Raw genomic sequence first — 26,978 nt, forward strand, 5'->3', positions numbered from 1 at the left:
TCGTCGGGGGGGGGCCCGGCCGCGGGGGGGGGGCCCCCCCCCCCCGGGGGGGGGGGGGGGGGGGGTGGGGGGGGGGGGCGGGGGCGCCCCCCCCCCCCCCCCCCACCACCCGTCACAGAATCTTGCGCTGGACCATGATCGAGAGCACCAGCGCGCCGGGCAGCAGGGGGACCCAGACCGTCAGGACGCGGTAGCCGATGACGGTGGCCGCGGCCAGGCCCGTCGGGGCGCCGAAGGTGACCATCGTGAACACCAGGGCCGCGTCGACGGGGCCGATGCCGCCCGGGGCGGGGACGGCGCCCACGGCCGTGCTGGCGAGGAGGAGTGCCAGGGTCACCTGCGTCCAGGTCAGCGGCAGGCCGAGCGCGAAGCCGACCGAGGCGATCACGCTCGCCTGGAGCAGCGGGGTGGCGGCGGCCCCGCCCCACAGGGCGAGGGCCCGGCCGGGCCGGGTGTGCAGGATCCGGGCGTCGGTCAGGGCGGTGCGCACGAAGTCGAGAAGGGGGCGGCGCAGCGGCCGTACGGTCGTCACGAGTACGACCGTCGCCCCGAGGGCCGTCACCAGGCCCGCGGCCACCAGCAGCAGCGTCCGCCGGTCCGGGACCAGCTCGCCCAGGTGCAGCAGCTCCGGGAAGGCGATGAGGAAGCCGAGCAGTACCGCCGTCTTCGCGACCGGCTTGACCAGCGAGTACAGGGCGAGCGAGGCGGTGCCCCGGGCCAGGGGTACGCCCTGGCCCTGCAGGAAGCGCAGGGTGACGGCGTGGGCGCCGATGCTCGCCGGCAGCACATGGTTGGCGGCGCCGGCGGCGAACTGCGACGCGAGCAGCAGGCCCGGCGGAAGCCGGTCCGGGATCGCCCCCTGGCGCACGAGCGCGGCGGCGACCCAGCCCATGCACGTGAAGAACAGGCCGGACAGCAGCCACCAGGGATCGGCGGAGCCGAGCCGCGCGGCACCGTCGCGCACGGTGTGCCAGTCGGCCACCGCCCACGCCCCGATGGGGGAGGGGGATGGGGATGGGGTGTGAGCGGCGGGGGCGGGGTGGGTGGGCAGCGGTCCGGGGAGATCGCTGAGCGGGAGCGAGGACACGGCGCGGTCGTCCTTCCGCGTCGCACCGCGCGGACGCGGGGCGCACTGCTAGAGGGCGAGAGCGGGAGGGGGACGACGGAAACGTGCCCGGTCGGCATGACGTGGCGGTGTCCGGGAGCCGACGGGGTGTCGGCGGATGAGCGACGCGAGCGGGGACTGCTGTCCGCTGAGCGCATGGAGGGGCGGGCGAGGCACGCGTCCGTCCCCACCCTCACGCGCAACCGGGGACACCTGCCCGCGGTGAGCTTGGAGGGGCGCGTCCGTCCGCGCCCCCTGCTCACCGCATCCAGTGCCCTCCGGTGCTCCACCCCAGGAAGCGGCGTGCCTCGCTACATGGGCGGGGTGACGGGACGTCTCCGCCCGAGCCGTCAGCCGGCACACGGCGGCGAAGCAGCGGTGCGCCAGGTCGGCCCAGGTCGGCCCAGCCGGGCCGCGGCGCGATGCCCGCCCGGTGGACCAGCGGCGAGGTCCGGGGGCTGTGCGAGCGGGTCGGCGCGGCGCCGGTCTCGGCGATCGCCATGTCGCGGATCGCCCCGTAGCCAATGCCGTAGTAGCGCTCGTACAGCGTGCCGTCCCGCAGCTCGCCCGCGATCCGTGCCGGGCAGGATCGTGCCCGGGAAGGCCTGCACCGCCGGCTCGCCCAGGCCGGCGTCCTCGGGGATCAGCGCGGTCGTGAAGGCCTTGGCGAGCTGGGCCGCCGCGTGGGACGGGCTCGCGGTGCGGGGCTGCTGCTCAGCGTTGTCGCTCATGTGCCGACGTGGCAGGCACGCCGACGGAGGCCGACGCCAGACGTCACTGTGCAGGCCGTACAACAGGGTTTCCGGAGGCGACGGACGACGAGCCCCGCTGAATCAGTCATCCACAGAGAGGTTGACTTACGGCTGATCGAGCCAGAGCATTGCCGGGGTGAGCCACTTCGAGCACACGTCCCCCCGGTCGGCCGCACTCCCGCTCTACCTCGACGAAGCCGCCCACCGCTGCCTCGTCGCCGGATTCGACGGTGCCACGAGCGTGCCGGACACGCTCAAGGAGCTCGTCGACCGCGGCCTCGGCGGGGTCATCCTCTTCACGCGCAACATACGGGACGCGGACCAGGTGCGCCGTCTCACGGACGAGCTGCGCGCGATACGCCCCGACCTCCTCGTCGCCATCGACAACGAGGGCGGCGGCATCGGCCACCTGGTCGCCGCCGGCGCCCCGGAGGTGCCCGGCGCCTACGCCCTCGGCGTCGTCGACGACCCGAACCTCACCGCCCGCTGCGCCGACGCGCTCGCCGCCCACCTCGCCGGCCTCGGCATCACCGCCTCCTACGCGCCCGTCGCCGACCTCCAGCACCGGCCGGACAACCCGATCGTGCGCACCCGCTCCTTCGGCGCCGACCCCGCGCTCGCCGCCCGCCATCTGCGCGCCTGGATCACCGCGACCGAAGCCCGCGGCGTCGCGTCCTGCGCCAAGCACTACCCCGGCCACGGCGGAACCGTCGCCGACAGTCACCACGGCGTCGCGGTCGACCCGCGGCCGTACGACGAACTCCTCGTCGATCTCGAACCCTTCCGCGCGGCCATCGCCGCGGGTGTTCCGATGCTGATGAGCGCCCATGTCGTCTTCCCGGCGCTGGACCCCAACCGCCCGGCCACCCTCAGCCGCCGCATCCTGGGCGATCTGCTCCGTCACGACCTCGGCTTCGACGGTGTCCTCGTCAGCGACGCGCTGGAGATGAGGGCCATCGCCGAGCGGTACGGGGAGGCGGCGGGGGCGCGTATCGCGCTCGCCGCCGGTGCGGATCAGGTGATCGTCGCCGTGGGGGACCTGAACGTCACCCTCGACTGCCGGGACGCCGTGCTCGACGCGCTGCGCAGCGGTGTGCTGCCGGTGGAGCGGGTCGAGGAGGCGGCGGGGCGGGTGCGGCGGCTGGCCGAGCGCTACGCGACGCCGCCCGCCGCGGACGTCGCCGACCGGAACACCGGCGCCGGGCTCGAAGCCGCTCGCCGCGCCGTACGCGGCCGGGGCGTGCCGTCCGCCGTGCGCGGGGCGCATGTCGTCGACCTGTTCCCGCCGCCGCATCCCGCGCTCAATTGGGGCGGCGAGGACCTGCTCACCGAGGTGCGCGCGGTCGACCCCACGGCGACGGGTACGGCGGTGACGGGGGAGTGCGCAGACCCGGACGCCCTCGTCGAGGGGATCGTGCGCCGCTGCGGCGCCGCCCCGCTGGTCGTGGCCACCTGCGACGCGGCGCTGCACCCCTGGCAGGCGCTGCTGCGGGACGCCCTGCTGGGACGGCGGCCGGACGCGGTACGGGTGGACACGGGGCTGCCGGAGGGCGGCGCGCTGTGCTCGTACGGGCGGGGGCGGGTCAATCTGCGGGCGGTGGCCGAGGTGCTGGCTGGCGTCTGAGCCGGGCGGCACGGTGCGGTAGCCGCTGAGCGTGCGGGTCGTGCCGCGCGGTCAGGCCGGCCGTACGACCTCCTTGATCCCCCGCGCCGCCAAATGCTCCGCGTCCTGCGCCTGGGCGGCCAGGACCACCGCCGGTCGGATTCCTTGCGTCCGCAGCCGCATCCACGCCTCGAAGTACGCGCCGCCGGGGCCCGACACCGACCGCGTGCCCGGTGTGCAGTCCAGGAGCAGGGCGGTGGCGCGGGGCTCGGGTGGGTGGGGCTGTTCGCGCAGGTCGGCGACGGTCTCGGCCAGCGCCTCGGCGATCGGCTTCGCGCGGCCCGTCGAGTCGAACAGGCCCAGCGTGTACTCCAGCTCCGGGAAGTCGGCCAGCGACCGGTCCACGTCGTGCGAGCACCACCAGGTCACGCCCCACAGCCCCGTGCACCCGGCCGCGTTGCGTACGGTCGCGCGCGCGAAGTCGGGGGCGTCGGCGGCCGGGATGTGCGGTTCGGGGGCGCCGGTCTCCTGGACCCAGACCGGGCGTGCCGGGTCGGTGGCGTACGCCTTGGCCAGCTCGACGCCGTACTCGGCCAGATGCCGGACCTGCGGTGAACGGGGGCCATAGCGGCGGGCGCAGTCGGCGGAGAACACCCAGGGGTGAACGGCCGTCAGATCGCCCTTGCGGGCCGACGCCTCGGGCGTGAAGGGGTGGTCGTCGCCGTACCAGGCGGCGTCGTAGGCGGAGTGCGTGACCAGGCCGCCGCCGGTGCCGAGGCCGTCGCGGGCCGCGGCCAGCAGGGTGTCGAGGTAGTGGTCGACCTCGTCGGCCGTCACCGGGTTGTGCTCGACCAGGTTGTTGAGCTCGTTGCCGAGCTGGAGGCCGAGGAGGTGAGGGCGGCCGGCGAGGGCGCGGCCGAGGGTGCGCAGGAGGGCGGCCTGGGCGTCGATGGCCTCCGGGTCGGTGAACACGTTGCGGTGGTGCCAGCTGCGGGTCCACTCCGGGTAGAAGTCGAAACTGGACAGGTGGCCCTGCACGCCGTCCACCATGACGTCGAGACCCGCCTCGCCGGCCAGGTCGACGAGGTGTGCGAGCTGGTCGACGGCGGCGGGGCGGACCAGGGTGCGGTTGGGCTGGAGCAGCGGCCAGAGGTGGAAGACACGGACGTGGTCGAAGCCGAGGGCGGCGATCGCGTCGAGGTCCGCACGCGCGCGTGCCGGGTCGAAGTCGTGCCAGGAGTGGAACCAGCCCTGACGGGGCGTGTAGTTGACGCCGAAGCGCAGCGTACGGATGGGATCCTCCTCGGGCCGGGCTTCCTGGCTCTTGTTCCTCTGGTTCCTCTTGCTTCTTCTTGTTCTTCACGAATGTATCAACCACCATGGTCGCCAATGAATAGTGATTTGAACCAAACCTCGTCCGGTCGGGCCCCGGCGTACGTCGTCGGCCTCGACGCCGGCGGCACCCGTACGCGCGCCGTCCTGGCGCCCCTGCACGAGGGCGCCCCCGAGGGCGAGGGCGTCTCGGGGCCCGGCAACGCGCTGACCGTCCCCGGGCCGCAGCTCGTCGAGCACCTCGCCGAGGCCATCGCGCGCGCCGTGCCCGACGAACTGCGCCGCCATGTGGTGGCCGTGGCGGGCGGGTTCGCGGGCGCCTCGCGCACGGCGCCGGACGAGCCGGGCCGCATCAAGGCGCACGCCGCCCTCACCGTCGCGCTGAGCAAGCTGGGTATCAGCGCCGGCTCGGTCGAGGTCCACAGCGACATCGAGGCCGCGTTCGCCTCCGCGCCCGGCCACCCCGCCGACGGGCTCGCCCTGGTGGCCGGCACCGGCGCGGTGGCCGTGCGCATCGCCGGACGCGAGTGCGCCGAGACCGTCGGCGGGGACGGCTGGCTGCTCGGCGACGACGGCAGCGGCTTCTGGATCGGGCGGGAGGCGGCACGGGTGGCGCTGCGCATGGCGGACGGGCGGGGCGGACCGACGGCGCTGGGGGAGTCGGTCGGGCGGGCGCTGGGGGTACCGGAGGATGTCCGGCCGCCCGGCGCTCCGGGCCCGTACGACACCGCCGCCTGGACCCGGGCCCGGCGCGAGGCCTACCGCATGCGCCTGCTCCCCGCCGTCATGGACCGCCCGCCGGTTCAACTGGCCCTGCTCGCACCGCTGGTCGCCGAGGCCGCCCGGCACCAGGACCCCGTAGCCGAGGGCATCCTGGAGGCGGCCGCCGGCCACCTCACGGACACCGTCCGCGCACTCGGCCCCCGCCCCGGCGAGCGGATCGTCGCGACCGGCGGCCTGCTCGGCCCCGACGGCCCGCTCACCGACCGCCTCACCGCCCGGCTCCGGCCGCTCGGACTCGCCCTCGACTGGGTGGCGGACGGCTGCCAGGGCGCCGTGGCCTTCGCCCGTCTGGGGTACGACGGATGAGCGGCGCCGCGGCACGGCGGCACACCCCGCGCTACCGCGACCCCACCGCCCCCGTCGACGCCCGCGTCGGCGACCTCCTCGCCCGCATGACCCCCCGCGAGAAGGTGGGCCAGCTCAACCAGCGCATGTACGGCTGGAACGCCTACCGCCGCACCCCCGACGGCGGCTTCGAACTCACCGGCGCCCTGTACGCCGAGACCGAACGCTTCGAAGGGCTCGGCGCCCTCTACGGGCTCCAGCGCGCCGACGCCTGGTCCGGCGTCGACCACACGAGCGGCCCCGGCGCCGAGGACGGGGCCGCCCTCGCCGACCTCGTCCAGAGCCATGTCGTCGAACGCAGCCGGCTCGGCATCCCCGCGCTGTTCGTCGAGGAGGTGCCGCACGGGCTCATGGCCCTCGACGGCACCGTCCTCCCGGTCAATCTGGCCGTCGGCGCCACCTGGGACCCGGAGCTGTACGAGCGCGCCGCCGCCCACGCCGCCGCCGAACTGCGCGCCAGGGGCGGCCATGTCGCCCTGGTCTCGGCCCTCGACATCGCCCGCGACCCGCGCTGGGGCCGCACCGAGGAGTGCTTCGGCGAGGACCCGTATCTGGCGGCCCGCTTCACTGAGGCCGTCGTACGCGGTATGCAGGGCGAGCCCGGCGAGTACTTCGCCGCCGACAAGGCCCCCGTCGTCCTCAAGCACTTCGCCGGACAGGGCGCCACCGTCGGCGGCCGCAACTCCGCCGAGTCCGAACTGGGGCTCCGCGAACTGCACGAGATCCACCTCCCCGCCGCCCGCGCCGGGGTCCGGGCCGGCGCCGCCGCCGTCATGGCCGCGTACAACGAGGTCGACGGCATGCCCTGCGCCGGGAACAGAGCCCTGCTCACCGGACTCCTCCGGGAGCGGTGGGGCTTTGAAGGGCTGGTCATGGCGGACGGACTCGCCGTGGACCGGCTGGCCCGCATCACCGGCGACAAGGTGTCCGCGGGCGCGCTCGCGCTCGACGCCGGTGTCGATCTGAGCCTCTGGGACGAGGGCTTCACCCACCTGGAAGAGGCCCTCGAGCGGGGGCTGGTGAGCGAGCAGACCCTCGATGCCGCCGTCGCGCGCGTACTGCGGCTCAAGTTCCGGCTGGGGCTGTTCGACCGGCGGCACGCCCCGACCTCCCCGCCGACCGGCGGCAGCGAGGTCAGCCGCGCCCTCGCCCGCGCGGCCGTCACGCTGCTCCGCAACGACGGCGTACTCCCGGCCGCGGCCGCCGTCTCCCGTATCGCCGTCCTGGGCCCCCAGGCGGCCACCACCGCCCACCAGTTGGGCGACTACACGGCCTCGCAGTGCCCCGGTACGGGCACCGCCGTCCTCGACGCCCTGCGCACCCTCGCCCCGCCCGGCGTCGACATCCGGTACGCCCGCGGCTGCGCCCTGACCGGCGACGACCTCTCCGGCATCCCCGAGGCCGTCGCCGCGTCCGCCGCGTCCGACCTTGCCGTGCTCGTGCTCGGCGGCAGCAGCGCCCGTACGCCCGAGACGGAGTTCGACGCCAACGGGGCCGCGCGAACCGCCGTGTCACACCTGACCTGCGGCGAGGGCGCCGACCTGGCCGGGCTGGGGCTGGGCCGCGCCCAGTACGCGCTGCTGGACGCCGTGGTCGCGACGGGCACGCCGACGGCGGTCGTGCTGGTCCAGGGCCGCCCGCATGTCGTGCCCGACACGGCGGGCGCCCTGCTCACCGCCTGGTACCCCGGCCCGTGGGGCGGCGAGGCGATCGCCGAGGTGCTGCTCGGGCTGCGGGAGCCGGTCGGCCGCCTGCCGCTCTCCGTCCCGCGCTCCGCCGCCCAACTCCCCGTCCACTACAACCACAAGGACACCGAGTACGGCGGCTACGTGGACGAGAGCGCCGAGCCGCTGTACTCCTTCGGGCAGGGGTTGTCCTACACGACCTTCGCGTACGGCCCCCCGCGGCTGTCCGGCCGCGGCATCGAGGTCGGCATCACCAACACCGGTCAGCGGCACGGCCGTTCCGTCGCCCAGCTCTATCTGCGCCGACTGCGGAGCCCGGTCTGGCCCCGCACCCTGGAGCTGTGCGGGTTCCGGGCCGTCGACCTGGCGCCGGGCGAGACCCGCACGGTCACCTTCCCGGCCGGCGCCGTCCCGCCCGGCACGGTGGTCGAGTTCCGCGTCGCCGAGTCGGCGCGGGCGGCGCTGACCGCCGTACCGACTCAGAGCTTCACAGCCCCCGACGAGACGCCCTTGTAGAACCACCGCTGCGTGATCACGAACAGCACCAGCACCGGAACCACCGAGATCACCGACCCCGCCATCACCAGCCGCTGGTCGTACCCGAACGACGACGTCTGCAACCGGGCCAGACCCAGCGTCAGCGTGAAGTGCTCCTCGGAGCGCAGCACGATCAGCGGCCACAGGAAGTCGTCCCAGGCGCTGATGAAGGTGTTGATGGTGACGACCAGGATCGCCCCGTAGGCGGAGGGCAGGTACAGATAGCGGAATCTCTTGAACTCGCCCGCGCCGTCCAGCATCGCCGCGTCCTCCATCTCGCGCGGAACGGAGAGGAACGCGGCCCGCATGATGAGGACGTTGATGGCGGCGACGAAGCCCGGCAGCCAGACGCCGACCAGGTTGTCGACCAGCCCCATGTCCCGGATGCTCAGGAACAGCGACACCATGATCGACTCGAACGGGAACATCATGGACGCCATCAGCAGCACCCACACCAGCTTGCGGCCCTTCCAGCCGGGCTTGGAGAGCATGTAGCCGGCCATCGTGGAGAAGACGAGCTGGCTGGTGATGGAGATGACCGCGATGAACAGGCTGTTCCTGATGTACGTCCACACCGGGACCTGGGCGAAGACCTCGCGGTAGGCCCGCAGGGTGGGGTGGTGGGGGATGAGCGAGGCGCCCGCGCCGAAGACGTCCTCGCCGGCGCCCTTCAGGGACGACAACACCTGCCACAGCAGCGGGCCGACCGTGATGAACAGGACGAAGACCAACAGCAGGTAGCGGACGACGAGTTCGCGGGGGCGGCCGTAGTCCCGCCAGCGCGGCAGCAGACGTCGGCGCTGCACCGGAACCGGCGCGGTCGTCATGCCTTGTCCTCCTTCGTCAGGCGCTGCGCGAGCAGCGTGAGGCCCAGGGTCAGGGCGAACAGGGCGACGCTGACCGCCGCGCCGTAGCCGGCGTTGCCGGTGAGCGGGTCGAGGCCGACGTCCCGGATGTAGAACGGGAGCGTGCGGTCGGCGCCGCCGGGGCCGCCGGTGGTGCCGCCGAGCATGTAGATCTCGGTGAACACGCGCAGCGAGCCGATGCCGGTGAGGGTGCCGACCAGCATCATCGAAGTGCGCACGCCGGGGACCGTGACGTGCCAGAAGCGGCGCACCGCGCCCGCGCCGTCCACCGCAGCCGCCTCGTGCAGTTCCCTGGGCACGTTCCCGAGCGCGGCCAGGTAGAAGATCATGTACCAGCCGAGGCCCTTCCACAGCGTCAGGCCCATCGCCGACAGCAGGATCAGCCACGAGTCCGACAGGAAGGGGATGGCGTCCCGGATGAGATGTGCCTTCTGCAGCCAGGTGTTGACCAGGCCCTGGTCGCTCAGCAGCCACTGCCAGCTCAGGCCCACGACCACGGACGAGGCGAGGACCGGGGTGTAGAACGCGGAGCGGAAGAAGCCGATGCCCGGGAGGTTCTTCTCCACCAGGACCGCGAGCAGCAGCGGCAGCAGCACCATCAGCGGGACGACGATCAACGCGTACAGCAGGCTGTTGCGGGTGGCCAGCCAGAAGTCCGAATCCCCCAGCATCCGGGTGTAGTTGTCCAGTCCCACCACGTCGTACGCGCCGCCGAGCGGCTTGGCGTCCGTGAACGACACCAGGATCGTGTTGAGGAACGGGAACACCCCGAAGACGGTCGTGCCGACGATCGCCGGGAGCATCCACAGCCAGGGCAGCCACCAGCGGCGATACAGCGCCGCGCCCCCCGCGTCCGCCGTCGGGCCGGGCGTGACGGTGCGAAGGACACGGCGCAGCCGCCCCGGGGACGGTGGCGCGGGGGAAGCGCCGGGGCGCGGGGCGCCCGTCCCCGGGGGAGGCGGGACGGGCGCCCTGTCCGACGATGCGGTCTGCTGGGCCATCGTCAGTCGGCCTGCTCGATCAGCTCGTTCGCCTTGGACTGGGCTTCGTCCAGCGCGTCCTGGGCGCTCTTCTTGCCCTGCATGGCCAGCTGGATCTGGGCGACGATCGCGTTCAGCTCGCCCGGAGTGAGGGCGATCTCGTCGGCCGTCGCGGTCTTGCGGTCACTGGCGACGATCTTGCGGGCCTCGGCGAAGGGATCCGTGCCCTTGACCGACTGGAAGAACGGGTCGTCCAGCGAGGCGGTGGTGGAGGGGAAGATGACGACGTTCGGGTCCTTCGCCCACGCGAGCTGGTTCTCGGCGTTGGTAAGGAACCGCGCGAAGGCCAGTGCGGTCACCGCGTTCTTGCTGGTGGACGCCACGCCTATGTACTGCGGGGCGCCGACGGTGTGGCCGAGGGCGTCCAGAGTGAAGGGGGCCACGCCCGTCTTCTTGTAGACGGTCGGGTTGTTCTGCTGGATGAAGCGCAGGAAGTTGGGGTTGGTCGGGCCGTAGACCAGCTTGCCCTGGCCGTAGACGTTGGCAGGATCCTGGGTGGAGGAGAGCGAGTCCTTGGGCATCGCCCCCGCCTTGTAGAGCCTCGTCATGGCCTCGACCCACTGCACGGTCTTCGGGTCGTCGGCGAAGGTGAACTTCCTTCCGTCCTCGGACAGCACCTTGATGTCCATCTGCTGCCAGTCGGCGGGGATACGGTGTTGGGGATTGGCGAGGAAGGCGAAGTACTTGCCGTCGGAGGCCTTGGCCACCTTCTCGGCGTCCTCGAAGAGCCCCAGGACGGTCGTCGGAGGTTTGGCCGGATCCAGGCCCGCCTTTGTCATCAGGTCGGTGTTGAAGGTCTGCACGATGCCGCCGGAGTACCAGGGCAGCACGCTGTGCACCTGGGTGCCGTCGGCCTCGGCGTAGGTGCTCGACTTCCACATGGACTCGGTGAACGGCTTGCCCGCGTCCGGCGCCTTCTTGTCGAGGTTGAGCAGATAGCCGGTCTTGGTCAGCGCTATCGCCGTGTTGACGTTGATGTTCACCACGTCCGGCAGCGTGCAGCCCTGTGCGTCGGCGACCAGGCGCTGGGTGAAGGTGGCGTCGCCCGGGTCGTCGATCCACTTCACCTTCGTGTCCGGGTGTTCCTTCTCGAAGGCGGCGATGACGCCGTTGAAGTAGTCGCCGAAATCCTTCTTGAGGTTCGTCGTCTGGAAGGTGATGTCGCCCTTGACGTCGCCGGAGAGCGCGCCGGACCCGACGTTCGCCTTGTCGACCTTGCAGCCGCCGGCCGTGGCGTCCCCGTCGTCGGAGCCGCCGGAGAGGCCGCAGCCTGCGGCCGTGAGCGCCAGGGCGAGGAAACATGCCAGGGATCCGGGAAGTCTTCTTGCGCGCATGGGTGCCCTCCTGGAACCAGCCAGGGCTGGTTCAATTAACCAAGTTTGGCTCCGATTGATGAAAAGGTGGACCAGAATTCATCGGAGGTCAATGGGTTGCCGTGTTGCTTTTGCGTTCCGTTCAGTGCCGGTGCTCGTGGTCCTGGTGGGACGGGTCGCCCGGGTGCTCGTGTCCCGGGGCGTACTCCACGCCGGTCCGCGCATGGTCCAGCCAGCCGAAGAACGCGGTGCGGCCAGCCGCCTGGCGCAGTTCGCGTGCGATGCCGTCGCGGACTTGGTTGTACGTGAGGAAGTCCGCCGGTCCGGCCGTGGCGCCGTAGGGATCGACACCGCGTCGGAGCGCCTCCGGAGTGAGGTAGCGGTCGCGGTTGCGGTCGTAGTAGTCGCGTACGGCTTCTTCGGGGATGTGCTGCTCGGTCTCCAGTGCGGAGAGGAGTGCGCGGGCGGCGGGGGAGTGGGCGAGGGCTGCGGCGATGATGCTGCCGAGGTCGGCGACGTCTGCCTCCGGCACGGTGAGGGTGGAGGGTGGTTGCATCTCCGGTGGGGGTGGGAGGTCGCGCTTCGCGCAGGTTCGGCGGGCCAGTTCGTCTATCAGGACTACTTGGGTTGCCCATCGGCGTCGTTGTCGTTCGGCTGCGGGTCGGTCGTGGCTGGTCGCGCCCACGCGGCGGAGCCGCATATCGACACGGCCCGCGCCCCTTTGGGACGTTGCTGAACCGCCTCTCAAGAAGGCATCCACGCGTTCCTTCTGGACCTCTTCCCCGTGTACGCGAGCCGCGTAGTCCCCCGTCACGGCGTCACCACCAGCTCCACCGCCGCCGTATACGCCACACAGCCGTGCCAACCGGTCTTCACCATCAGCCAGTACGCCCCCGGCGCCACCGCCCCGCCATCCACCTCGATCACGCACTCGGCCTGTTCCCCACCGGGCACGGTGAAGCCCTGGCAGCCCGGCGTCACGCCCGCCCATGTCCCCCACGAGGACACCGCCCACAGCGTGCCGCTGATCGGACTCCGGGTCGTGTTGCGCAGGGACACCGGCACCCGGGCTCGTTCACCTCGCCGTACGCTGACCCGCTCAACTTCCAGCCCCGCCACGAGAGTTGGCCCGCGATGCCCGTCCCCCACATCCAGCGCCACGACGTCCTCGTACGTCTGCCCGCCGTACGACAGCCGAGCCGCGAGCCAGTGCCGTCCCGGCTCGGCGTTCGGCGGTGGAGCCACCGTGGCCTCGGCGACCGTGAACCCGCCCGGCCCCAGCGCGTACGGCAGTTCGGCGGGCTCGACGGACCAGCCGGGCGGGGCGTGCAGCGCCACCGTGCCCGACACCGGGGCGTCGGTCAGCTCCGAGGCGACCCGGACCGTCGCCGAGACGGGGCCGTCGGAGACGGTGAGCGTGGTCGGCGAGACGTACACCGTGACCGGCATGTTGCCGCGTGGGGCGGGGCCGGAGTTGTGGAGCCAGTAGCGGGTGGGGATGGGCTGGGCGGGCTCGTGGGCGGCGATTCCGGGGCCGGGTGCGGTCTCCGCGTCGGTGGTGGCGAGCAGCGTGGCCACCTCGAAGCCGGTCAGGCCGAGCTCAAGCGCCCCCCGATCGCCGGGCGTCAGCGGCTCCCCCCGCCGCTCCAGCACGTCCGCCCGCGCACCCCGCGTCCACTCCCGCGGCCCGCTCACCCGCGCCCGCACCGGCCGCCCGTTCACCTCGTGCATCCGTACGACGACCCCATGCCCGGGATCGGCCGGCGCCACGCTCCCCCGCGCCAGCGGCGACCCGGCCGGCTTGAGCGCGTCGAGCAGCACCTCTCCGGCCGGCTCGAGCCCCAACAGCACGGCCTTCCTGGGCAGTACGGCGTCCTCGGCGGCCGTCCGCCTCAGCCGTGCCGTCAGCGGATGGTTGAAGGCGTGCCCGGCCTGGGGCAGCCGCAGTTCCCGCCAGTCGCCCGCGCCCGCGATCACGGCGTACTCGAACGTGTGGGACCAGCGCTGGAGTTGGAAGGCGGAGCCGTCGGGCGTCGTGCGCCGGGGCGGGTCGACCCAGATGCCGGAGGGCCAGCCGGTGCAGGAGCGCATCAGGGACATGTACAGGTCTCCGGAGGATGTCACCACACAGCCGGGTGTGCCCCGGTTCAGCACCGCGAAGCTGCGCCCGTCCCACGCGTCCCCGGGCGGCAGCGCCTCCCCGCCGCCCGCCGCCGTGGCCCGTACGACCGCGTCGTCCAGGTCGGCGATCAGCGCGTCCACGGCCTTGGCGTCGTCCTCGGGCCGGGCGCCCGCCACCACGAGCAGCGGCAGCCGCTCCAGGTCGCGCAGGTCGGCGCCGGGTACCCACTCCTCCCGCAGTGAGGCGCGCGGTGCGACCCAGACGGCGGCCACTGATCGCTCGGCGAGTTGCCGGCGCAGCTCCCGTCCGGCCGCCGGGTCCCAGCCGAGGGCCTCGGCGACCAGCGTGTTGCGCTCGGGCGCGCCGACCGCGATGCGGATGTCGGGCAGGTTGGAGTCGACCTCCAGGTCGCCGTAGCGCGGGCCCCCGGCGATCGTCGAGGTCGCCGTCACGCCGACGCGCACCAGGGCCGCCGCGAGCGCGGTGCCCAGCTCACCGGCGTCGTCCCAGGAGGCGTACACCAACTCGGCCACCCCGATGGACCGTTCGCCGAGCGGGCGGCCGGAGTCGTCGGCCACCTCGACCCGGGCGGTGGAGCCGAGCCCGAACCAGGTGTTGGCCGGGTTGTCCAGCGTCCAGGGGAACCGCTCGCTGTCCACCTCCACGAACCCGAACCCGCGCCCGATCACCGCGTCGGCCACCTCGTGCACCGGCAGCCCGCCGCGCACGTCGGAGGGCCAGCGGACCCGGATGAGGCGGTCGGCGCCGTCGTAGCCGTCGAGGGTGGTGGTGAGGTCGAGGCGGTCGACCCCCTTCCAGAGGGTGAGGCGCTGGGTGCAGCGGAAGAGGCCGAGGTCGGCGCGGACGGTGATGCGCGATCCGGCGGGGGAGTGCTCGACATCGATGTCGGCCATGACGTCGCGGCTGCGGGCGGCTGTAGTGCCGGTCGGGGTGAGGTGCCAGGGGCCCTCGCCGAAGCGCGGGTGCCTCGGATACTCCTCCTGGACGACGAGTTCGTTGCCGATGTCGCCGGGGCGCAGCAGCTCCCGGCCGCCCTCCGCGAGTGCACGCAGGCTGCTGACGGCGCCGCCGCGCCCGGGGTCGACCGTCACCTCGTAGAACTCGTTGCGGATGGTGACGCCCTCGCCGGGCGCCCAGGCGGGGACGGTCCCCTCGGCGAGCGGGAGTGCCTTGAGGCCCATGCCGGGCACCTCCGGTACGACGACGCGGAGTCGGCCGTCCTCCCGGACGGCGGGCAGGGGCAGGCCGGTGTCGTCGAGCGGGACGAGGCCGGGTCGTCGAGTGTCAGCACGTCGCGCCGCTCCCAGGTCGCCGCGTTGAAGACCACCAGGTCCGGGGTGCCGCCCGGCAGTTGGGCGACCTTGCACGCGATGGCGTCGGTCGCGTCGGCGTGGACCGTCTCGGCCAGGTCGTGCAGCTCTCGCCAGCCGGTGAGCAGGTCGATGTAGACCTGGTCGGACTCCGAGCCGGTGATGGCGTCGTGATGGGCGCCGTAGACGAGCTGCCGCCAGGCCTTGTCGAGCGCCGCGTCCGGATACGGCTGCCCGGCCACCAGCGAGGCGAGCGTCGCCCAGGCCTCCGCGTCGGCGAGCAGCGTCTCGCCGTGCCGCTGGGCCTGCTTGGTGTCGATGTAGGAGACGTCCTTGCCCGTGTAGATCGGGTTCATGTCGCGGGTCTGCGGGGACGCCTTTCGGCCCTCAGCCTCCAACTGCGTGCGCACGGCGGCGAAGAAGTCCTTCGGGGTGCCGCTGATGAAGCGCGGCCAGACGTAACGGGCGTTCCAGTCCCGGTGGATGTCCATCACCCAGCGGCACGGGGGCGCGTAGTCACCGCCGACCGGGAGCAGCACGTTGCGGGTGAGCGCGACCTGCTTCAGGCCCCGGAACAGCTTGAGCGCGGCTGCCTCCGCCTCGGGGAGCGTGGGCGCGTTGTCGATCGCCCAGCCGGCGCCGTAGTGGTTGACCATGTACGCGGTGAGGATCCCGCGCCCCGAGGGGGCGATCCAGTCGAACTCCGCCGGGAACTGCATCCGCTTGGGGTCCCGGGGCTCCTCGCCGAACACGGAGAGGGTGGGGCCCCACTGGTGGAAGGGGCCGCGCGCCCACGAGCTGGAGCTGACTCCGGCATCCGCCATCAGCCCCGGGAACTGCGGATCGTGCCCGAACGCGTCGAGCTGCCAGGCCGTCTGGGGCGACGCCCCGATGATGCCGCGCTGGAAGCCGTCGCCGTACAGGGCGTTGCGTACGGTCGCCTCGGCGCCGGTGAGGTTGGTGTTCGGCTCGTTGTAGGTGCCGCCCATGATCTCGACGCGGCCGGTGCGGATGAGCTGGCGCAGGAAGGCGCGCTCCTCCGGGAAGGCGTCCCAGTAGGGCTTGAGGTAGTCGACCTCCGCGAGCACGAAGGTGTACGCCGGGTCGCGCCGGGCCAGATCGCAGTGGGCGCGCACGAGGCTCATGCCGGACTGGCCGCGCGAGTCGAAGGTGCGGGCCGCAAGGCCGGTGGTGGCGGGGTCGTCGGCGACGTCCCAGGTCTCGGTGTAGGCGCCCTGAGTGTTCCACCAGACCGGGTCGTAGTGGAAGTGGCTGACCATGAACATGGTCCAGCCGGGTTCGGCGGCGGTGAACTCGGTTTCGTGTCGGGCGAGTTGGTCTCCGTCGGCCGCCGTGACCGTGATCCGGCGGCGGTCCCCGGGGGCGAGGCCGGCCGCGCTCACGGGTATCTCGGCGCGTGCGGTGCCGTCGTCCGCGGTGCCCGTCTCGGCCGCGCCCTCGATGCCCGGGCCCTCGACGGTGAGGCGGACGGTGCGGCCGGGGAGGTGCCCGATCTCGACGGCCACCACCTGGCGCGGATCGTCCTCGGTACCGGCGAAGAGCTCGGTCGACTCGACAGAGATGACGCGCATGGGGCTCCTACGAGACTGCGAGTGCTCGGGAGCCCCATCCTGGCACCGGAGGATGGTTCAAACAACCATGCCTGCCATTTCCCGGTGGTTCATCCATGCAGAACCGGAATCGTTCAGCGGGCGCGCCGGGACTTCACGGAGTGCTGCGGCATGATGTGGTCGGTCAGGGCCAGCGAGGCGCTCGCGCGCTGGTAGGAGAGCTGGGCGACCCGGACGTAGAGGCAGTCGATCAGCACCAGGACCGAGTGCCGGCCGCCGATGCCGGTGAGGAAGTTGGTCTCCGAGGCGGTCGAGATGAGCCGGATGTCGGCGGCCCTGGCCAGCGGCGAGCGCGGGTCGGAGGTGATCGCCACCGTCGTGGCCCCGCGCTCCTTGGCCAGCTCCAGCGGCTCCACGGTCTCCCGGGTCGCCCCGGAGTGCGAGATGCCGATGGCCACGTCGGCCGGGGTGAGCAGGGCGGCGGAGGTGGCGGCCGCGTGCACCTCGGTCCAGCCGCGCACCGCACAGCCGATACGGAACAGCCGGGTCTCGGTCTCCTGCGCCACGGCCCCGCTGCCGCCGACGCCGTAGACGTCGATACGACGGGCCCGCGCCGCCGCCTGCGCGGCCCGCTCGATCGCGTCGAGGTCGATCCGGTCGATGGTCTGCTGCACCGCGCGCAGATCCGTGTTGCCCACGACCTGCACGACCCGCTCCAGCGAGTCGTCCGGGGAGATGTCCGGGCCGATCTCTGCGGTGCCCCAGTCGGAGACCTGGCCGCGACCGCGCTCCTGGGCCAGCTCGATCAGCAGATGCTGGTAGGAGTCGAGGCCGATGGCGCGGCAGAAGCGGGTCACCGTCGCCTGGGAGGTGCCGGTACGGCGGCCCAGCTCGGCGGCCGAACAGTGGGTGACGGCGGCCGGATCCTCCAGGATCAGCTCGCCGACCTTCCGCAGGGAGCCGGCCAGCCGGGGCAGCTCGGTGCGGATCAGTGTGGTGACGTCCGTCGGGGGCATGGAGAGAAGGTATCAGCCACCGTACATCCCCTGATTTGAATACCAGGACCGGTCGGAGTGGGCGATGGGCGGGCGCCCGGACGGGCTCGTTGCCCCTGCCATCCGGTGTGTGATTTATTGATTCACCGGTGAAGTCGTGCAGGGTGGTTCAATCCATCGATGGGGAGTGGCGTGTGTCCGACGAGTCCGTGAGCGCCCGGCGCTTCGCGCACGAGAGCATGGCCGTCCTCGACCGGCTGACCGAGTCCGCGCGCGACGGCGTGGCCCGGGCCGCCGAACTCATCGCCGACTGCGTCCGCGCGGACGGCGTGATCCAGGCCTTCGGCACCGGCCACTCCCAGGCCATCGTCCTCGAACTGGCCGGCCGGGCCGGCGGGCTGGTGCCGACCAACCGGCTGAGCATCGCCGACCTCGTCCTGTACGGCGGCGAGCCCCCGAGCGCCCTCGACGACCCGCTCCTGGAGCGCCGCGCCGGGGTCGCCGCCCGGCTCTACGACCTGGCCGCACCGCGCCCCCAGGACCTCTTCGTCGTGATCTCCAACTCCGGCGTCAACAATGTCATCGTGGAGATGGCCCTGCACGCCAAGGAGCACGGCCACCGCGTCCTCGCCGTCACCTCCCTCGCCCACACCCGCGCCGTCCCCGCCGGGCACCCGAGCGGCCGCAAGCTCGCCGACCTCGCGGACGTCGTCCTCGACAACGCCGCCCCGCGCGGCGACGCGCTGCTGGAGCTGCCCGGCGGCGGCGCGGTGTGCGCGCTGTCCACGCTGACCGGCGTGCTGCTCGTCCAGATGGCCGTGGCGGAGGCCTCCGCCCTGCTGCTCGCCGCCGGGGAGCGCCCGCCGGTGTACGTCTCGGCCAATGTCCCGGGCGGCTTCGAGGGCAACCTGGAGCTGGAGAAGCGGTACGCCGGACGGATCCGGCGCACCGCGAGCTGATCACTTGACGGGTACCGGCGTCAGCGCGACGGCCAGCGGATAGGCACCGGTGCCGAGCGGCTCCTTCGCGGCACCCGACGCCGTGTCGACGGGCACCAGGGAGTTCCCGTCAGCGGTGGTCACGTAGGCCGTACGTCCGTTCCAGTCCAGACCGACGTCGAAGGCGGACCGCCCGACCCTGACCCTGGTGCCGGGGGCGCCGGTCACCGTGTCGACGGGCGTGACGTGGTCCCCGGTGCTGGGGCTGACCCACAGGGTCCGCCCGTCCGGCGACAGACCGAGGCCGTAGGCCTGGCCGGTGACCAGGAGCGTGGGTTCGGTCTCGTTCGTCGCCGTGTCGATCGGGGTCACCGTCGAGCCGCCGGAGTTGGACACGTACACCGTCCTCCCGTCCGGCGCGGCGACCACGTTGAACGGGCGCGGGCCGACGGGGATGGGTTTGCCCGCGTCAGTGGTGGTGAGGTCGACGGGGCTGACCGTGTTGTCGTGGATGTTGGCCACGTACAGGGTTTCGCCGTCGGGCGTGATCGCCATGTTCTCGGGGCCCGAGCCGACCGCGACGGGCGCCCCCGCCTTCAGCGTGCCGGTGTCGATCGGCTGCACCGTGCCGTCCGTGTAGTTGGCGACCCAGAGCGTACGGCCGTCCGGGGTGAGGGCGAGCCCGGCGGGGACCTTGCCCACGGGGACCGTGGCGGTGACGGTGCCCTTCGCCACGTCGATCACGCTGACCGTGTTCGAGCCCTGGTTGGCGGCGTAGGCGGTGCGCCCGTCCGCGCCGACGACGACCTCGCCGGGGTTGTCGCCGACCGCGATGTCCGTGGTCGTACCGGAGGCGAGGTCGATGGAACTCACCGACGCGCCGCTGAAGTTGGCGGTCAGTGCGCGGGGCGTGCCGGTGCCGTCGGTGACCTGGACGGGGAGCGCGCGGTCGAGGAGACCCTCACCCGATACGACGACGGAGTGGACGCCTTCGGTGACGCCGGTGAGGGTGACGGTGACCGAGGCCGGGGTGGTCACCGTGCCCCCGGCGGGCGTGGCGGTGACGCCGCTGGGTACGTCGAGCCGCCAGGTGACGGTCTTGGCCTGCGCGTCGGACAGGTCGAGGGTGACCGTGGCGGAAGCCCCGGGCTTCAGCGAGAGCGAGCCGGGCGAGAAGGCGGCGTCGACGCCTGGGTCGGGGGCGGTCCGAAGCATCGTCGTGTAGAGGAACTGGTCCATCACACCCGGAGAGACCTGCTGGGGAATGGCGTCCAGCCCCTTGCGCTCTGCGCGCAGCCGGGCCCAGAGGGTCGCGACCGCGTCCGTGTCGCCGCGCTTGTCGGCCAGAAGCAGCTCCACGGCCGTCCCGCCCGCGGTGCCGTAACGGCCGAGCTTGTCGAGCCAGGCGGAGGTCTCCGCCAGGAACCCGGGGTTGTCGAGGCGGGCTCGCAGCCGGTCCGGGGTGGCGGCCATGTCGGCGAAGTAGGACGTGAGCCGGGGTGCCGCCCGGTCGAGCCCGCTGTCCTCCTCGTACGCCTTGCGGAAGGCGGCGATGAGGGCGGTGAGGGTCGGGGACTCGGTCGGGTCGAGCTGGGAGGAGTAGTTGTTCTCGGCGAAGATCCGCAGCCACTTCGCCGCCCCGGGCCCCGCGAGATCCCGTACCGAGGCGAGGAAGGCGGACCGGGGGTCGTAGGCATCCGGGTTCCAGAGGTACGCGGCCGAGGTGAACAGGGCGATCCGGCTCGCCTCGCCCTGGACCATCGGGTTGGCGGTCACGCCGGTGACCTCCTTGGCCACGCCGGGCTCCCGGCCTGTGTACGGGCCGAGCAGGAGGCGGCTGGTGACGTAGTCGTTGACCGGGTAGTTGTCCCAGACCAGGATCGGATGGCCGTACACCTCGCGGGCCTGCCTCACCTGCTCGGCGGTGATCGTCGGCGCGATCACGCCGACGCCGGTCCACTCGACGACCACGGACGGATCGAGCCGCTCCCGCAGCGCCTTCTTGTACGGGGAGTCCGCGAGGTCGGAGTACTCGGTGGGGACCATCTCCAGGGGCTTCAGGCCGGTGTGCCCGGCGCTGAACTCCCGCCACACCGTGTTGAGCAGACGGGCCTGCGCGGCGCCCGCCGCGCCCCCGCCGGTCCCGAACTCCCGCTCGTCGGCGGGGCAGTTCCACTTGGTGTAGCTGATGTCGTCGAGCGGGATGGCGAAGGACCGCACCCCGATGTCGTACAGCGAGTCGAACTTGGCGGTGAGCGCCTTGACGTCGGCGTCCGAGGAGTAGCAGACGGAGAGCCCGGGGGAGAGGGCGTAGGTGAAGCGGACGTGGTTGGCGCGGGCCCGGTCGACCAGTTCCCGCAGCCCGGCCAGGTCGGCGGGCGGGTACGGGTCGCGCCAGCGGGCGCGGAGGTAGGCGTCGTCCTTGGGGGAGTAGACGTAGACGTTCTGTTTCGTACGGCCGTAGAAGTCGAGCTGCGCGAGGCGCTCGGCGTGCGACCAGGGGGCGCCGTAGAAGCCCTCGATGACCCCGCGCAGGGCGGCCGTGGGCCAGTCGCGGACGGTCACGACGGGCAGGCGGCGGCCGGTGACGAGCTGGCGCAGGGTCTGGGCCGCGTAGAAGGTGCCGGTGGTGTCGACGCCGGAGAGGGCGACCAGGGCGCGGCCGTGGGGGCGGCCGGTGGCGAGGGTGTAGCCGCCGGAGGGCAGGCCGGCCGGGGACCTGGCGCCGAGTCGCTTCAGCGCCGGACCGGTGGCGGTGTTCTCGCCGGGTCCGCCGACGTACACGGTCAGGCCGGCGGCGGGCGGCCGCTCACCCGCCCGCACGGTGACGATGCGCTCGGCGCCGGCCTCGCGCAGCACCTCGCCGACCAGGCGCCGGGCGGAGGGGTCGGTGCCGGGGCCGACGACCTCGACGACCCGGTCCGGGACGGTGAGCCGGCCCGGACCCGGGTGCACGCTCTTCGGCGTCGGCCACACCTGCTCGGCCGCGGTGCGGGGCTCGGGTGCGGAGGCGGCCGCGGACGGTGCGGTCAGGCCGAGCGTCAGTAACAGGGCGGCGGTGGCGGACAGGACCGGGCGCCGTGGACGTCTGTCACGCGCGGATGGAACCACTGCTCCTCCTGGCACGAGTCCTCCTGGGGGAAGGGCGGAGGGGGTGAATGTATCCACCGAGCGATGCTAGAGATGCTGAATGCTTCATTCAATGGGGCGCGCACCCACGCGACGGCGGCATCGGGCGCACACTGGAAGAGAGCTGTCGGTGCTCAAGGGGGTGTCGGCATGGCTGCGTCGCAGTGCGCGAAAGTGCGGCTGTGGCGGTGGCGGCGCAATCCGCTCAGGCGGCGAAGCGACGTCATCGAGGCCTGGGTCGTGCTGTGCGGCTGGCTGCTCGCGCTGGTCGGCGCCGTGTTCGGCGGCCTGACGGCGGCGGACGCGGTCGTGCGCTCGGCGGAGCAGCAGCGGGCCGAGAGCCACCAGGTCACGGCCGTACTGGTCAAGGACGCCGAGGATCCGGGGCCCACGCGGGTGGCCACCGACCATCTGGTGTGGGCCACCGTCCGCTGGACCGACCAGGACGGCGCGGTCCGCACGGACGAGGCGCGGGTGCCGCCGAAGACGAAGGCGGGCGGCAAGGTCGAGGTGTGGGCGGACCGCAACGGCATACTCCCCAAGGCGCCGCTGTCCGAGGCCGAGATCCTGATGCACTCGGTCGCCGGCGGCATCCTGGCCGGCGCGGCCACCGCGAGCCTCGCGCTGGGGTCCGCCTGGGTGGTACGGCTGGCGCTGGAGCGGCGCCGACTGGAACAGTGGGCCGCGGAGTGGGAGCGGCTGGACACGCCGTGGGGGTGGAAGATGGGGTGATGAAGGCGCAGTGATACGGCACCCGGGCGGGGTCCGCGAGGGTGCCGTATCACCGACTCCCGTGGGTCAGCCGGCCGACGGGCTCGGGGCCGGTGCCGGGGACACGGTGTTGAGGTCCTCCAGCTCCTTCGGGATGGGCAGGGTGAGGACCGGGCTGCCCGGCTGCGGCGGGGGCGGGGTGAGCTGCTCCCTGGGGAGCTTCGGCGGCGTGGTCTGCTGGAAGTTGTTCGCGTCGAAGTTCACCAGGCCGGTCTTCTCCAGGACCGTGATGTGGTCGAGCACCGTGTCGTTCGCCTGGTCCGCGAGCTGACGGACCAGGGTGTTCTGCGTGTTGGCCCGGATCTTCGCGATGACCGGGAAGATCTGCCCGTGCGTCACCCGCATGATCGCGACGGCCGTGGCGTCGAACTCCTTGCCGGTCTTGGAGTTCACGGTGGCCACGAACTGCTGCTGCTGCGGGCTCGCCTGGTTGGGCAGGGTGATGTTCAGCTCCGGGGCGATCTTGCGGCAGGACTCGTCGAGCCGGCCATGCCCGACGACCAGGTGCTCGCCGGCCTCCTTCATGGCCGCTGTGGTGCCCTTCTGCATCGAGGCCATGCCGAGCGGGTGCTCCCACAGACCCGCCGCGCGGACCTTGACGACGAAGTCGCGGTCGGCCTCGGTCAGCGGGCCGTAAGGGGTGTTGGCGATGACGCGGTCCTGGTTGTTGGCGGCGTTGTCCACACCCAGCATGGCGGGGTAGGCGAGGGCGGACACGGTGAGGACAAGGGCGCCTCCCACGAAGACGGTGCCTACCATGCGGCGCGAGATGGGCATCGTGACTCCTGACATGAACGGCTCGGTGCCCCCTGAGGTACGGATGGAACGCGCGAAACAATCATCGCCGCGGGAAAAAACTTACGGCCGGCTGTGCGTCGTTCATCACAGATCCCCGTGAACTGCGCGTATGGAACCTGCCGTTCGGCCGTGCAGCCCGGCCGGTCAGCGCAGCCGGCGTTCGAAGAACGCCATGGTGGTGTCCATCGAGTCCGGCCACCGCGGCCCGAAGGTGTGTCCCTCGCCTCGGTACGTCCGCAGCTCCACGTCCTTGCCCGCCGCCTCGAACGCGGCGACGGTCGCCCGCGTCCAGGCCAGGGGGCAGGTGTCGTCGGCGGTGCCGGTGCGGCGAGGGTGCGGGCCGGGCGCCGTGGGTGCCTTGTGCGGGGCTTTCCCACCACCCCCTAGCCCCGGCGCCACGACCAGGGCGTTGTACACCACTCCACCGCCCATCGACCGCCCCAGCAGCCCGATCCGCCCGTCGTCTACGTTCGGCCGGGCGGCGGAGCGCAGGGCGTGTACGGCGTTGATGACGTCCTCGGTGTAGCCGAGCCGGAGGTTGACGTCGTTGTCGGGGGCGTCGTCGGAGCCCGCGTGGTTGCGGTAGTCGGTGTGCAGGACGACATAGCCGTTGCGGGCGAGGAGGTCCTGCTCCGGTCGGAACCGCGGTGCTCCAGCCGAAAGCAAGTCATTGTGATGCGCGTCACGAAAGGACTACGGTGGTAGCGCCTGCCGAAGCTCCCCCGGCCGCGGGTCGAACGGCGGTGCGTGGCCGGGTCGGCTGCGGCTGAGGGAAGTGATCCCGTTGTCCGTCACCTGGGACGACATCGGCGGTCTCGTCGATGCCCACGAACGATTCCTCGCCGGCTCACTGGTCGAGTCGGACGTCCGGGACTCGGTGCTCGACTCCTGGAAGCGCTGCCGCTCCGTCGGGCTGGAGCCGCACCACCTGGTGGTCTCCTACACCGAGGACCTGACGCTGGGCGACCAGTTCCTGCGCGCCGCCCACCCGGTTCTGCACGGCCTGTCCGCGTCCCTCACCGAGGTGAGCATGACGATCGCGGTCTGTGACGGACAGGGCCGCATGGTGGAGCGCATCGGCGGTGGCCGGCAGCTCTGCGAACGCCTCGACGAGGTGCGGTTCGCCCCCGGGTTCGACGCCTCGGAGCCGGTCGTGGGCACCAACGGCGTCGGCACCGCCCTCGCCGAACGCGGCCCCGTCTACATCGTGGGCCGCGAGCACTTCGCCGACTGCCTCCAGCCCTTCGCCTGCGCGGGCGCGCCCGTCCGGAACCCGCTCAGCGGGCGCATCGAGGCCATCCTCGACCTCACCTGCCTGCGCGACCAGGGCGACCCGGCCATGGTGCGGATGGTCCGCGAAGCCGCCCGGGACATCGAGGCCCGGCTGCTGGAGCAGGCCAGCCTGCGCGAGCGCGCGCTCCTCGCGGCGTACCGGCGGGCCGGCAGCCGTGCCCGGGGCTGGCCGAAGCAGCCCGGGGAACTGCAGTCGGACCGTGCCGAAGCCGCCCTCAGCCGGATCGACATGGCCGTGCTGCGCGAGAAGGCCGAGGAACTGATCGCCGCACCGCACCACACCCTCGACGAGGTCACCCTGCCCAGCGGCCGGACGGCCACCTTGCTGCGCCATCCGCTGAAGGGCGCGGCGGGGGAGACCGGGGTCGCCGTCGAGGCGCGGGTGGTCGCAGGACCGCGTCTGCGGCATGTCGGGCTGGCGCCGTCCGCGGAGGCGGAGGCGGGCGCGGTGGCGATGGCGGTGGCGGTATCGCAGGGCCGGGGAGTGCCGGGTGCGGGGGGTCCGGTGGGCTCGGCCGTTCAAGGCTCGGCTGCCTCGGCCCGCCAAGGGTCGGCCGGCTCGGCCGGTCAGCCGTCGGTCGGATCCGCCGTACAGGTGTCCGTCGGATCGGCGATGCCGCGCACGGTCTCGCCGAATCCCGTGGTCACCCACGCCGCGACCGCCACGCAAGCCCCGACCGCCGTCGCGGTGACCTCACCCCCCGCACCACCACCTCCCGCACCCCCGGCGCCCGAGCCCCGAGCCGCACCGGCATCCACCCCGAACGCCACGTCCCCGACCGCAGCCGGCAGCGGCACCGCGCACCACCCCGCCGCGCCCCCATCCCCCGAGACCTTCCCGGACGGCGACAACACCCCCGGGACCGCAGTATCCGACGTACCCGCCCCCTACCCGGACGGCGAATCCCCCGCCACCGACGGCTGGCTGCTGCTCGTCGGCGAGCCCGGTGTCGGCCGGCTTGCCGTCCTCGCGCGGCGGCGGCTGGAGCTGTTGCACGACGCGAGCGTGCGGATCGGCACCACCCTCGACGTCACCCGCACCGCGGAGGAGCTCGCCGAGGTGACCGTCCCCCGGTTCGCCGACTTCGTCGCCGTCGACCTGCCCGACTCGGTGCTGCGCGGCGAGGAGCCGGAGGCGCTCGGCGGCCGGACCGGGCTGCGCCGGGTGGCCATCCGCGCCGTACGCAGGCAGCCGCACAATCTGTACGACGTCGGCGACCTCGTCGAGTACGTCCCGTCCACGCCGCAGGCCCGCGCCCTGGAGACCAGGCGGTCCGTCATGGAGCCCGTGCTGACCGAGGCGGCCGGGTGGATCGCGCAGGATCCGCAGAAGCTGCGGCGGGTGCTCGCCGCCGGCATCCACTCGCTGATCGCCGTGCCGCTGCGGGCCCGCGGCACGACCCTCGGCGTGGTCAGCTTCTACCGCTCGCTGCAGCCCGCCTCCTTCGAGGACGACGATCTGTCCCTGGCCCAGGAACTGGTCGGCCGCGCGGCGATCTGCATCGACAACGCCCGCCGCTACACCCGCGAGCACAACACGGCACTCGCCCTGCAGCGCAGCCTGCTGCCGCGGGGCCGCCCCGAGCAGAGCGCCGTCGAGGTCGCGTATCGCTATCTGCCGGCGTCGGGCGGGGTGGGCGGCGACTGGTTCGACGTCATCCCGCTGTCCGGCGCGCGGGTCGCGCTGGTGGTGGGTGACGTGGTCGGGCACGGTCTGCACGCCGCCGCCACGATGGGCCGGCTGCGCACCGCCGTCCACAACTTCTGCTCCCTCGACCTGTCGCCGGAGGACCTCCTCACCCACCTCGACGACCTGGTCGGCCGGCTCGACCGGGGCGAGGGCTGGGCGGCGGAGAACAGCCCCGACTCCGGCATCGTCGGAGCCACCTGTCTGTACGCCGTCTACGATCCGGTGTCCCGGCGCTGCACCCTCACCCGCGCCGGGCACCCCCTCCCCGCGGTCGTCTCCCCCGACGGCGCCGTCGAGTTCGTCGACCTGCCCTCCGGCCCGCCCCTGGGCCTGGGCGGCATGCCCTTCGAGACGGTCGAGCTGGAGCTGGCCGAGGGCAGCCAACTGGTGCTCTACACCGACGGTCTGGTCGAGGACCGGCAGCGCGACATCGACGCCGGCCTGGACCAGCTCCGCGCCGTGCTCTCCCGTGTCGACCTGCCGCCCGAGGAGACCTGCGAGGCCGTCCTCGACGCCCTGCTCCCGCCCCGCCCCGGCGACGACGTGGCGCTGCTCATCGCCCGCACCCACGCCCTGGGCGACGACCGCGTGGCCCAGTGGGACCTGCCCAGCGACCCGGCGGTCGTCTCCCGTGCGCGGGTGGCGGTCACCGACCAGCTCGCCGCCTGGCACCTCGACGACCTGGCCTTCGCCACCGAGCTGATCGTCAGCGAACTGGTCACCAACGCCATCCGCCACGCCACCGGCCCCGTCCAGCTCCGCCTGCTCCGCGACCGCGCCCTGATCTGCGAGGTCTCCGACGGCGCCGGCACCTCGCCCCGACTGCGCCGCGCCCGCAGCACGGACGAGGGCGGCCGCGGCCTGTTCCTCGTCGCCCAGCTCACCGAGCGCTGGGGCACGCGCTACACACCCAACGGCAAGATCATTTGGACGGAACAGCCGTTGCCGTAGCGGGAGCTGCGGGGCGTCGGACGGTGAG

Annotated in this window: 17 protein-coding genes and 1 pseudogene; 6 read left to right on the forward strand and 12 right to left on the reverse strand. The window is 72.9% G+C overall.

Annotated features, from left to right (window positions below; all coding sequences use genetic code 11):
• Positions 1–112: 112 nt before the first annotated feature.
• Together ACP4J3_RS42565 and ACP4J3_RS42570 are read right to left on the reverse strand one after the other, a co-directional pair.
• Positions 113–1,087 carry a lysylphosphatidylglycerol synthase transmembrane domain-containing protein gene (locus ACP4J3_RS42565; protein ID WP_426542192.1) on the reverse strand — a complete coding sequence of 325 codons (975 nt, stop codon included), beginning with the start codon at positions 1,085–1,087 and terminating at the stop codon, positions 113–115.
• A gap of 368 nt (positions 1,088–1,455) precedes the next feature.
• Positions 1,456–1,836, reverse strand: coding sequence for a hypothetical protein (locus ACP4J3_RS42570; protein ID WP_426542194.1), 381 nt, complete (start codon positions 1,834–1,836; stop codon positions 1,456–1,458).
• A gap of 157 nt (positions 1,837–1,993) precedes the next feature.
• On the opposite strand from ACP4J3_RS42570, the gene ACP4J3_RS42575 reads away from it, so the two are divergent.
• Positions 1,994–3,481 (forward strand): glycoside hydrolase family 3 N-terminal domain-containing protein, encoded by a 1,488-nt coding sequence (locus ACP4J3_RS42575; protein WP_426542196.1) that lies wholly within the window; start codon positions 1,994–1,996, stop codon positions 3,479–3,481.
• Positions 3,482–3,532: 51 nt separating this feature from the next.
• Here the strand turns inward: ACP4J3_RS42575 and ACP4J3_RS42580 are convergent, their stop codons facing one another.
• Positions 3,533–4,753 carry a glycoside hydrolase 5 family protein gene (locus ACP4J3_RS42580; protein WP_426542319.1) on the reverse strand — a complete coding sequence of 407 codons (1,221 nt, stop codon included), beginning with the start codon at positions 4,751–4,753 and terminating at the stop codon, positions 3,533–3,535.
• A gap of 96 nt (positions 4,754–4,849) precedes the next feature.
• Here ACP4J3_RS42580 and ACP4J3_RS42585 point away from each other — a divergent pair, with 96 nt between their 5' ends.
• Entirely contained in the window at positions 4,850–5,881 is a 1,032-nt protein-coding gene (locus ACP4J3_RS42585; protein ID WP_426542198.1) for an N-acetylglucosamine kinase, read from the forward strand.
• The gene (locus tag ACP4J3_RS42590; protein WP_426542200.1) at positions 5,878–8,121 is read left to right on the forward strand and encodes a glycoside hydrolase family 3 N-terminal domain-containing protein; all 2,244 of its coding nucleotides are present in this window, start codon (positions 5,878–5,880) and stop codon (positions 8,119–8,121) included. Before ACP4J3_RS42585 ends, ACP4J3_RS42590 begins: the two co-directional genes overlap by 4 nt.
• On the opposite strand, the gene ACP4J3_RS42595 is transcribed toward ACP4J3_RS42590, so the two are convergent.
• The 6 genes and pseudogenes from ACP4J3_RS42595 to ACP4J3_RS42620 form a co-directional block, all read right to left on the reverse strand.
• Positions 8,085–8,969, reverse strand: a complete 885-nt coding sequence (locus ACP4J3_RS42595; RefSeq protein WP_426542202.1) for a carbohydrate ABC transporter permease — start codon at positions 8,967–8,969, stop codon at positions 8,085–8,087. The two genes, ACP4J3_RS42590 and ACP4J3_RS42595, sit on opposite strands and share 37 nt — an antisense overlap.
• Complete coding sequence (locus ACP4J3_RS42600; protein WP_426542204.1) at positions 8,966–10,009, reverse strand: carbohydrate ABC transporter permease; 1,044 nt, start codon at positions 10,007–10,009, stop codon at positions 8,966–8,968. The genes ACP4J3_RS42595 and ACP4J3_RS42600 overlap by 4 nt, the downstream gene beginning before the upstream one ends.
• A gap of 2 nt (positions 10,010–10,011) precedes the next feature.
• Positions 10,012–11,382: an extracellular solute-binding protein gene (locus tag ACP4J3_RS42605; protein ID WP_426542206.1), complete on the reverse strand. Its 1,371-nt coding sequence runs from the start codon at positions 11,380–11,382 to the stop codon at positions 10,012–10,014.
• Between the two features lie 121 nt (positions 11,383–11,503).
• A complete protein-coding gene (locus tag ACP4J3_RS42610; RefSeq protein WP_426542208.1) occupies positions 11,504–12,175 on the reverse strand; it encodes a peptidyl-prolyl cis-trans isomerase in 672 nt (223 codons plus the stop codon).
• Positions 12,172–16,406, reverse strand: a pseudogene (locus tag ACP4J3_RS42615) (NEW3 domain-containing protein). The gene ACP4J3_RS42610 and the pseudogene ACP4J3_RS42615 overlap by 4 nt, the downstream one beginning before the upstream one ends.
• A 113-nt stretch (positions 16,407–16,519) precedes the next feature.
• Positions 16,520–17,401 carry a MurR/RpiR family transcriptional regulator gene (locus ACP4J3_RS42620; protein ID WP_426542210.1) on the reverse strand — a complete coding sequence of 294 codons (882 nt, stop codon included), beginning with the start codon at positions 17,399–17,401 and terminating at the stop codon, positions 16,520–16,522.
• Between the two features lie 173 nt (positions 17,402–17,574).
• Between ACP4J3_RS42620 and ACP4J3_RS42625 the strand changes: the two genes are divergently transcribed.
• A complete protein-coding gene (locus ACP4J3_RS42625) occupies positions 17,575–18,339 on the forward strand; it encodes a sugar isomerase domain-containing protein (protein ID WP_426542212.1) in 765 nt (254 codons plus the stop codon).
• On the opposite strand, the gene ACP4J3_RS42630 is transcribed toward ACP4J3_RS42625, so the two are convergent.
• A complete protein-coding gene (locus tag ACP4J3_RS42630; protein ID WP_426542214.1) occupies positions 18,340–21,429 on the reverse strand; it encodes a beta-N-acetylglucosaminidase domain-containing protein in 3,090 nt (1,029 codons plus the stop codon).
• Between the two features lie 168 nt (positions 21,430–21,597).
• Here ACP4J3_RS42630 and ACP4J3_RS42635 point away from each other — a divergent pair, with 168 nt between their 5' ends.
• The gene (locus tag ACP4J3_RS42635) at positions 21,598–22,179 is read left to right on the forward strand and encodes an Rv1733c family protein (protein WP_426542216.1); all 582 of its coding nucleotides are present in this window, start codon (positions 21,598–21,600) and stop codon (positions 22,177–22,179) included.
• A 66-nt stretch (positions 22,180–22,245) separates the two neighbouring features.
• On the opposite strand, the gene ACP4J3_RS42640 is transcribed toward ACP4J3_RS42635, so the two are convergent.
• Both ACP4J3_RS42640 and ACP4J3_RS42645 read right to left on the reverse strand, forming a co-directional pair.
• Complete coding sequence (locus ACP4J3_RS42640; protein ID WP_426542218.1) at positions 22,246–22,995, reverse strand: DUF4142 domain-containing protein; 750 nt, start codon at positions 22,993–22,995, stop codon at positions 22,246–22,248.
• A gap of 165 nt (positions 22,996–23,160) precedes the next feature.
• Positions 23,161–23,682, reverse strand: coding sequence for an alpha/beta hydrolase family protein (locus ACP4J3_RS42645; protein WP_426542220.1), 522 nt, complete (start codon positions 23,680–23,682; stop codon positions 23,161–23,163).
• Between the two features lie 109 nt (positions 23,683–23,791).
• Between ACP4J3_RS42645 and ACP4J3_RS42650 the strand changes: the two genes are divergently transcribed.
• Positions 23,792–26,950 (forward strand): SpoIIE family protein phosphatase, encoded by a 3,159-nt coding sequence (locus ACP4J3_RS42650; protein WP_426542222.1) that lies wholly within the window; start codon positions 23,792–23,794, stop codon positions 26,948–26,950.
• The last annotated feature ends 28 nt before the right edge of the window (positions 26,951–26,978 follow it).

The sequence above is a fragment of the Streptomyces sp. UG1 genome (genome assembly GCF_049974585.1).
Taxonomy (GTDB): domain Bacteria; phylum Actinomycetota; class Actinomycetes; order Streptomycetales; family Streptomycetaceae; genus Streptomyces.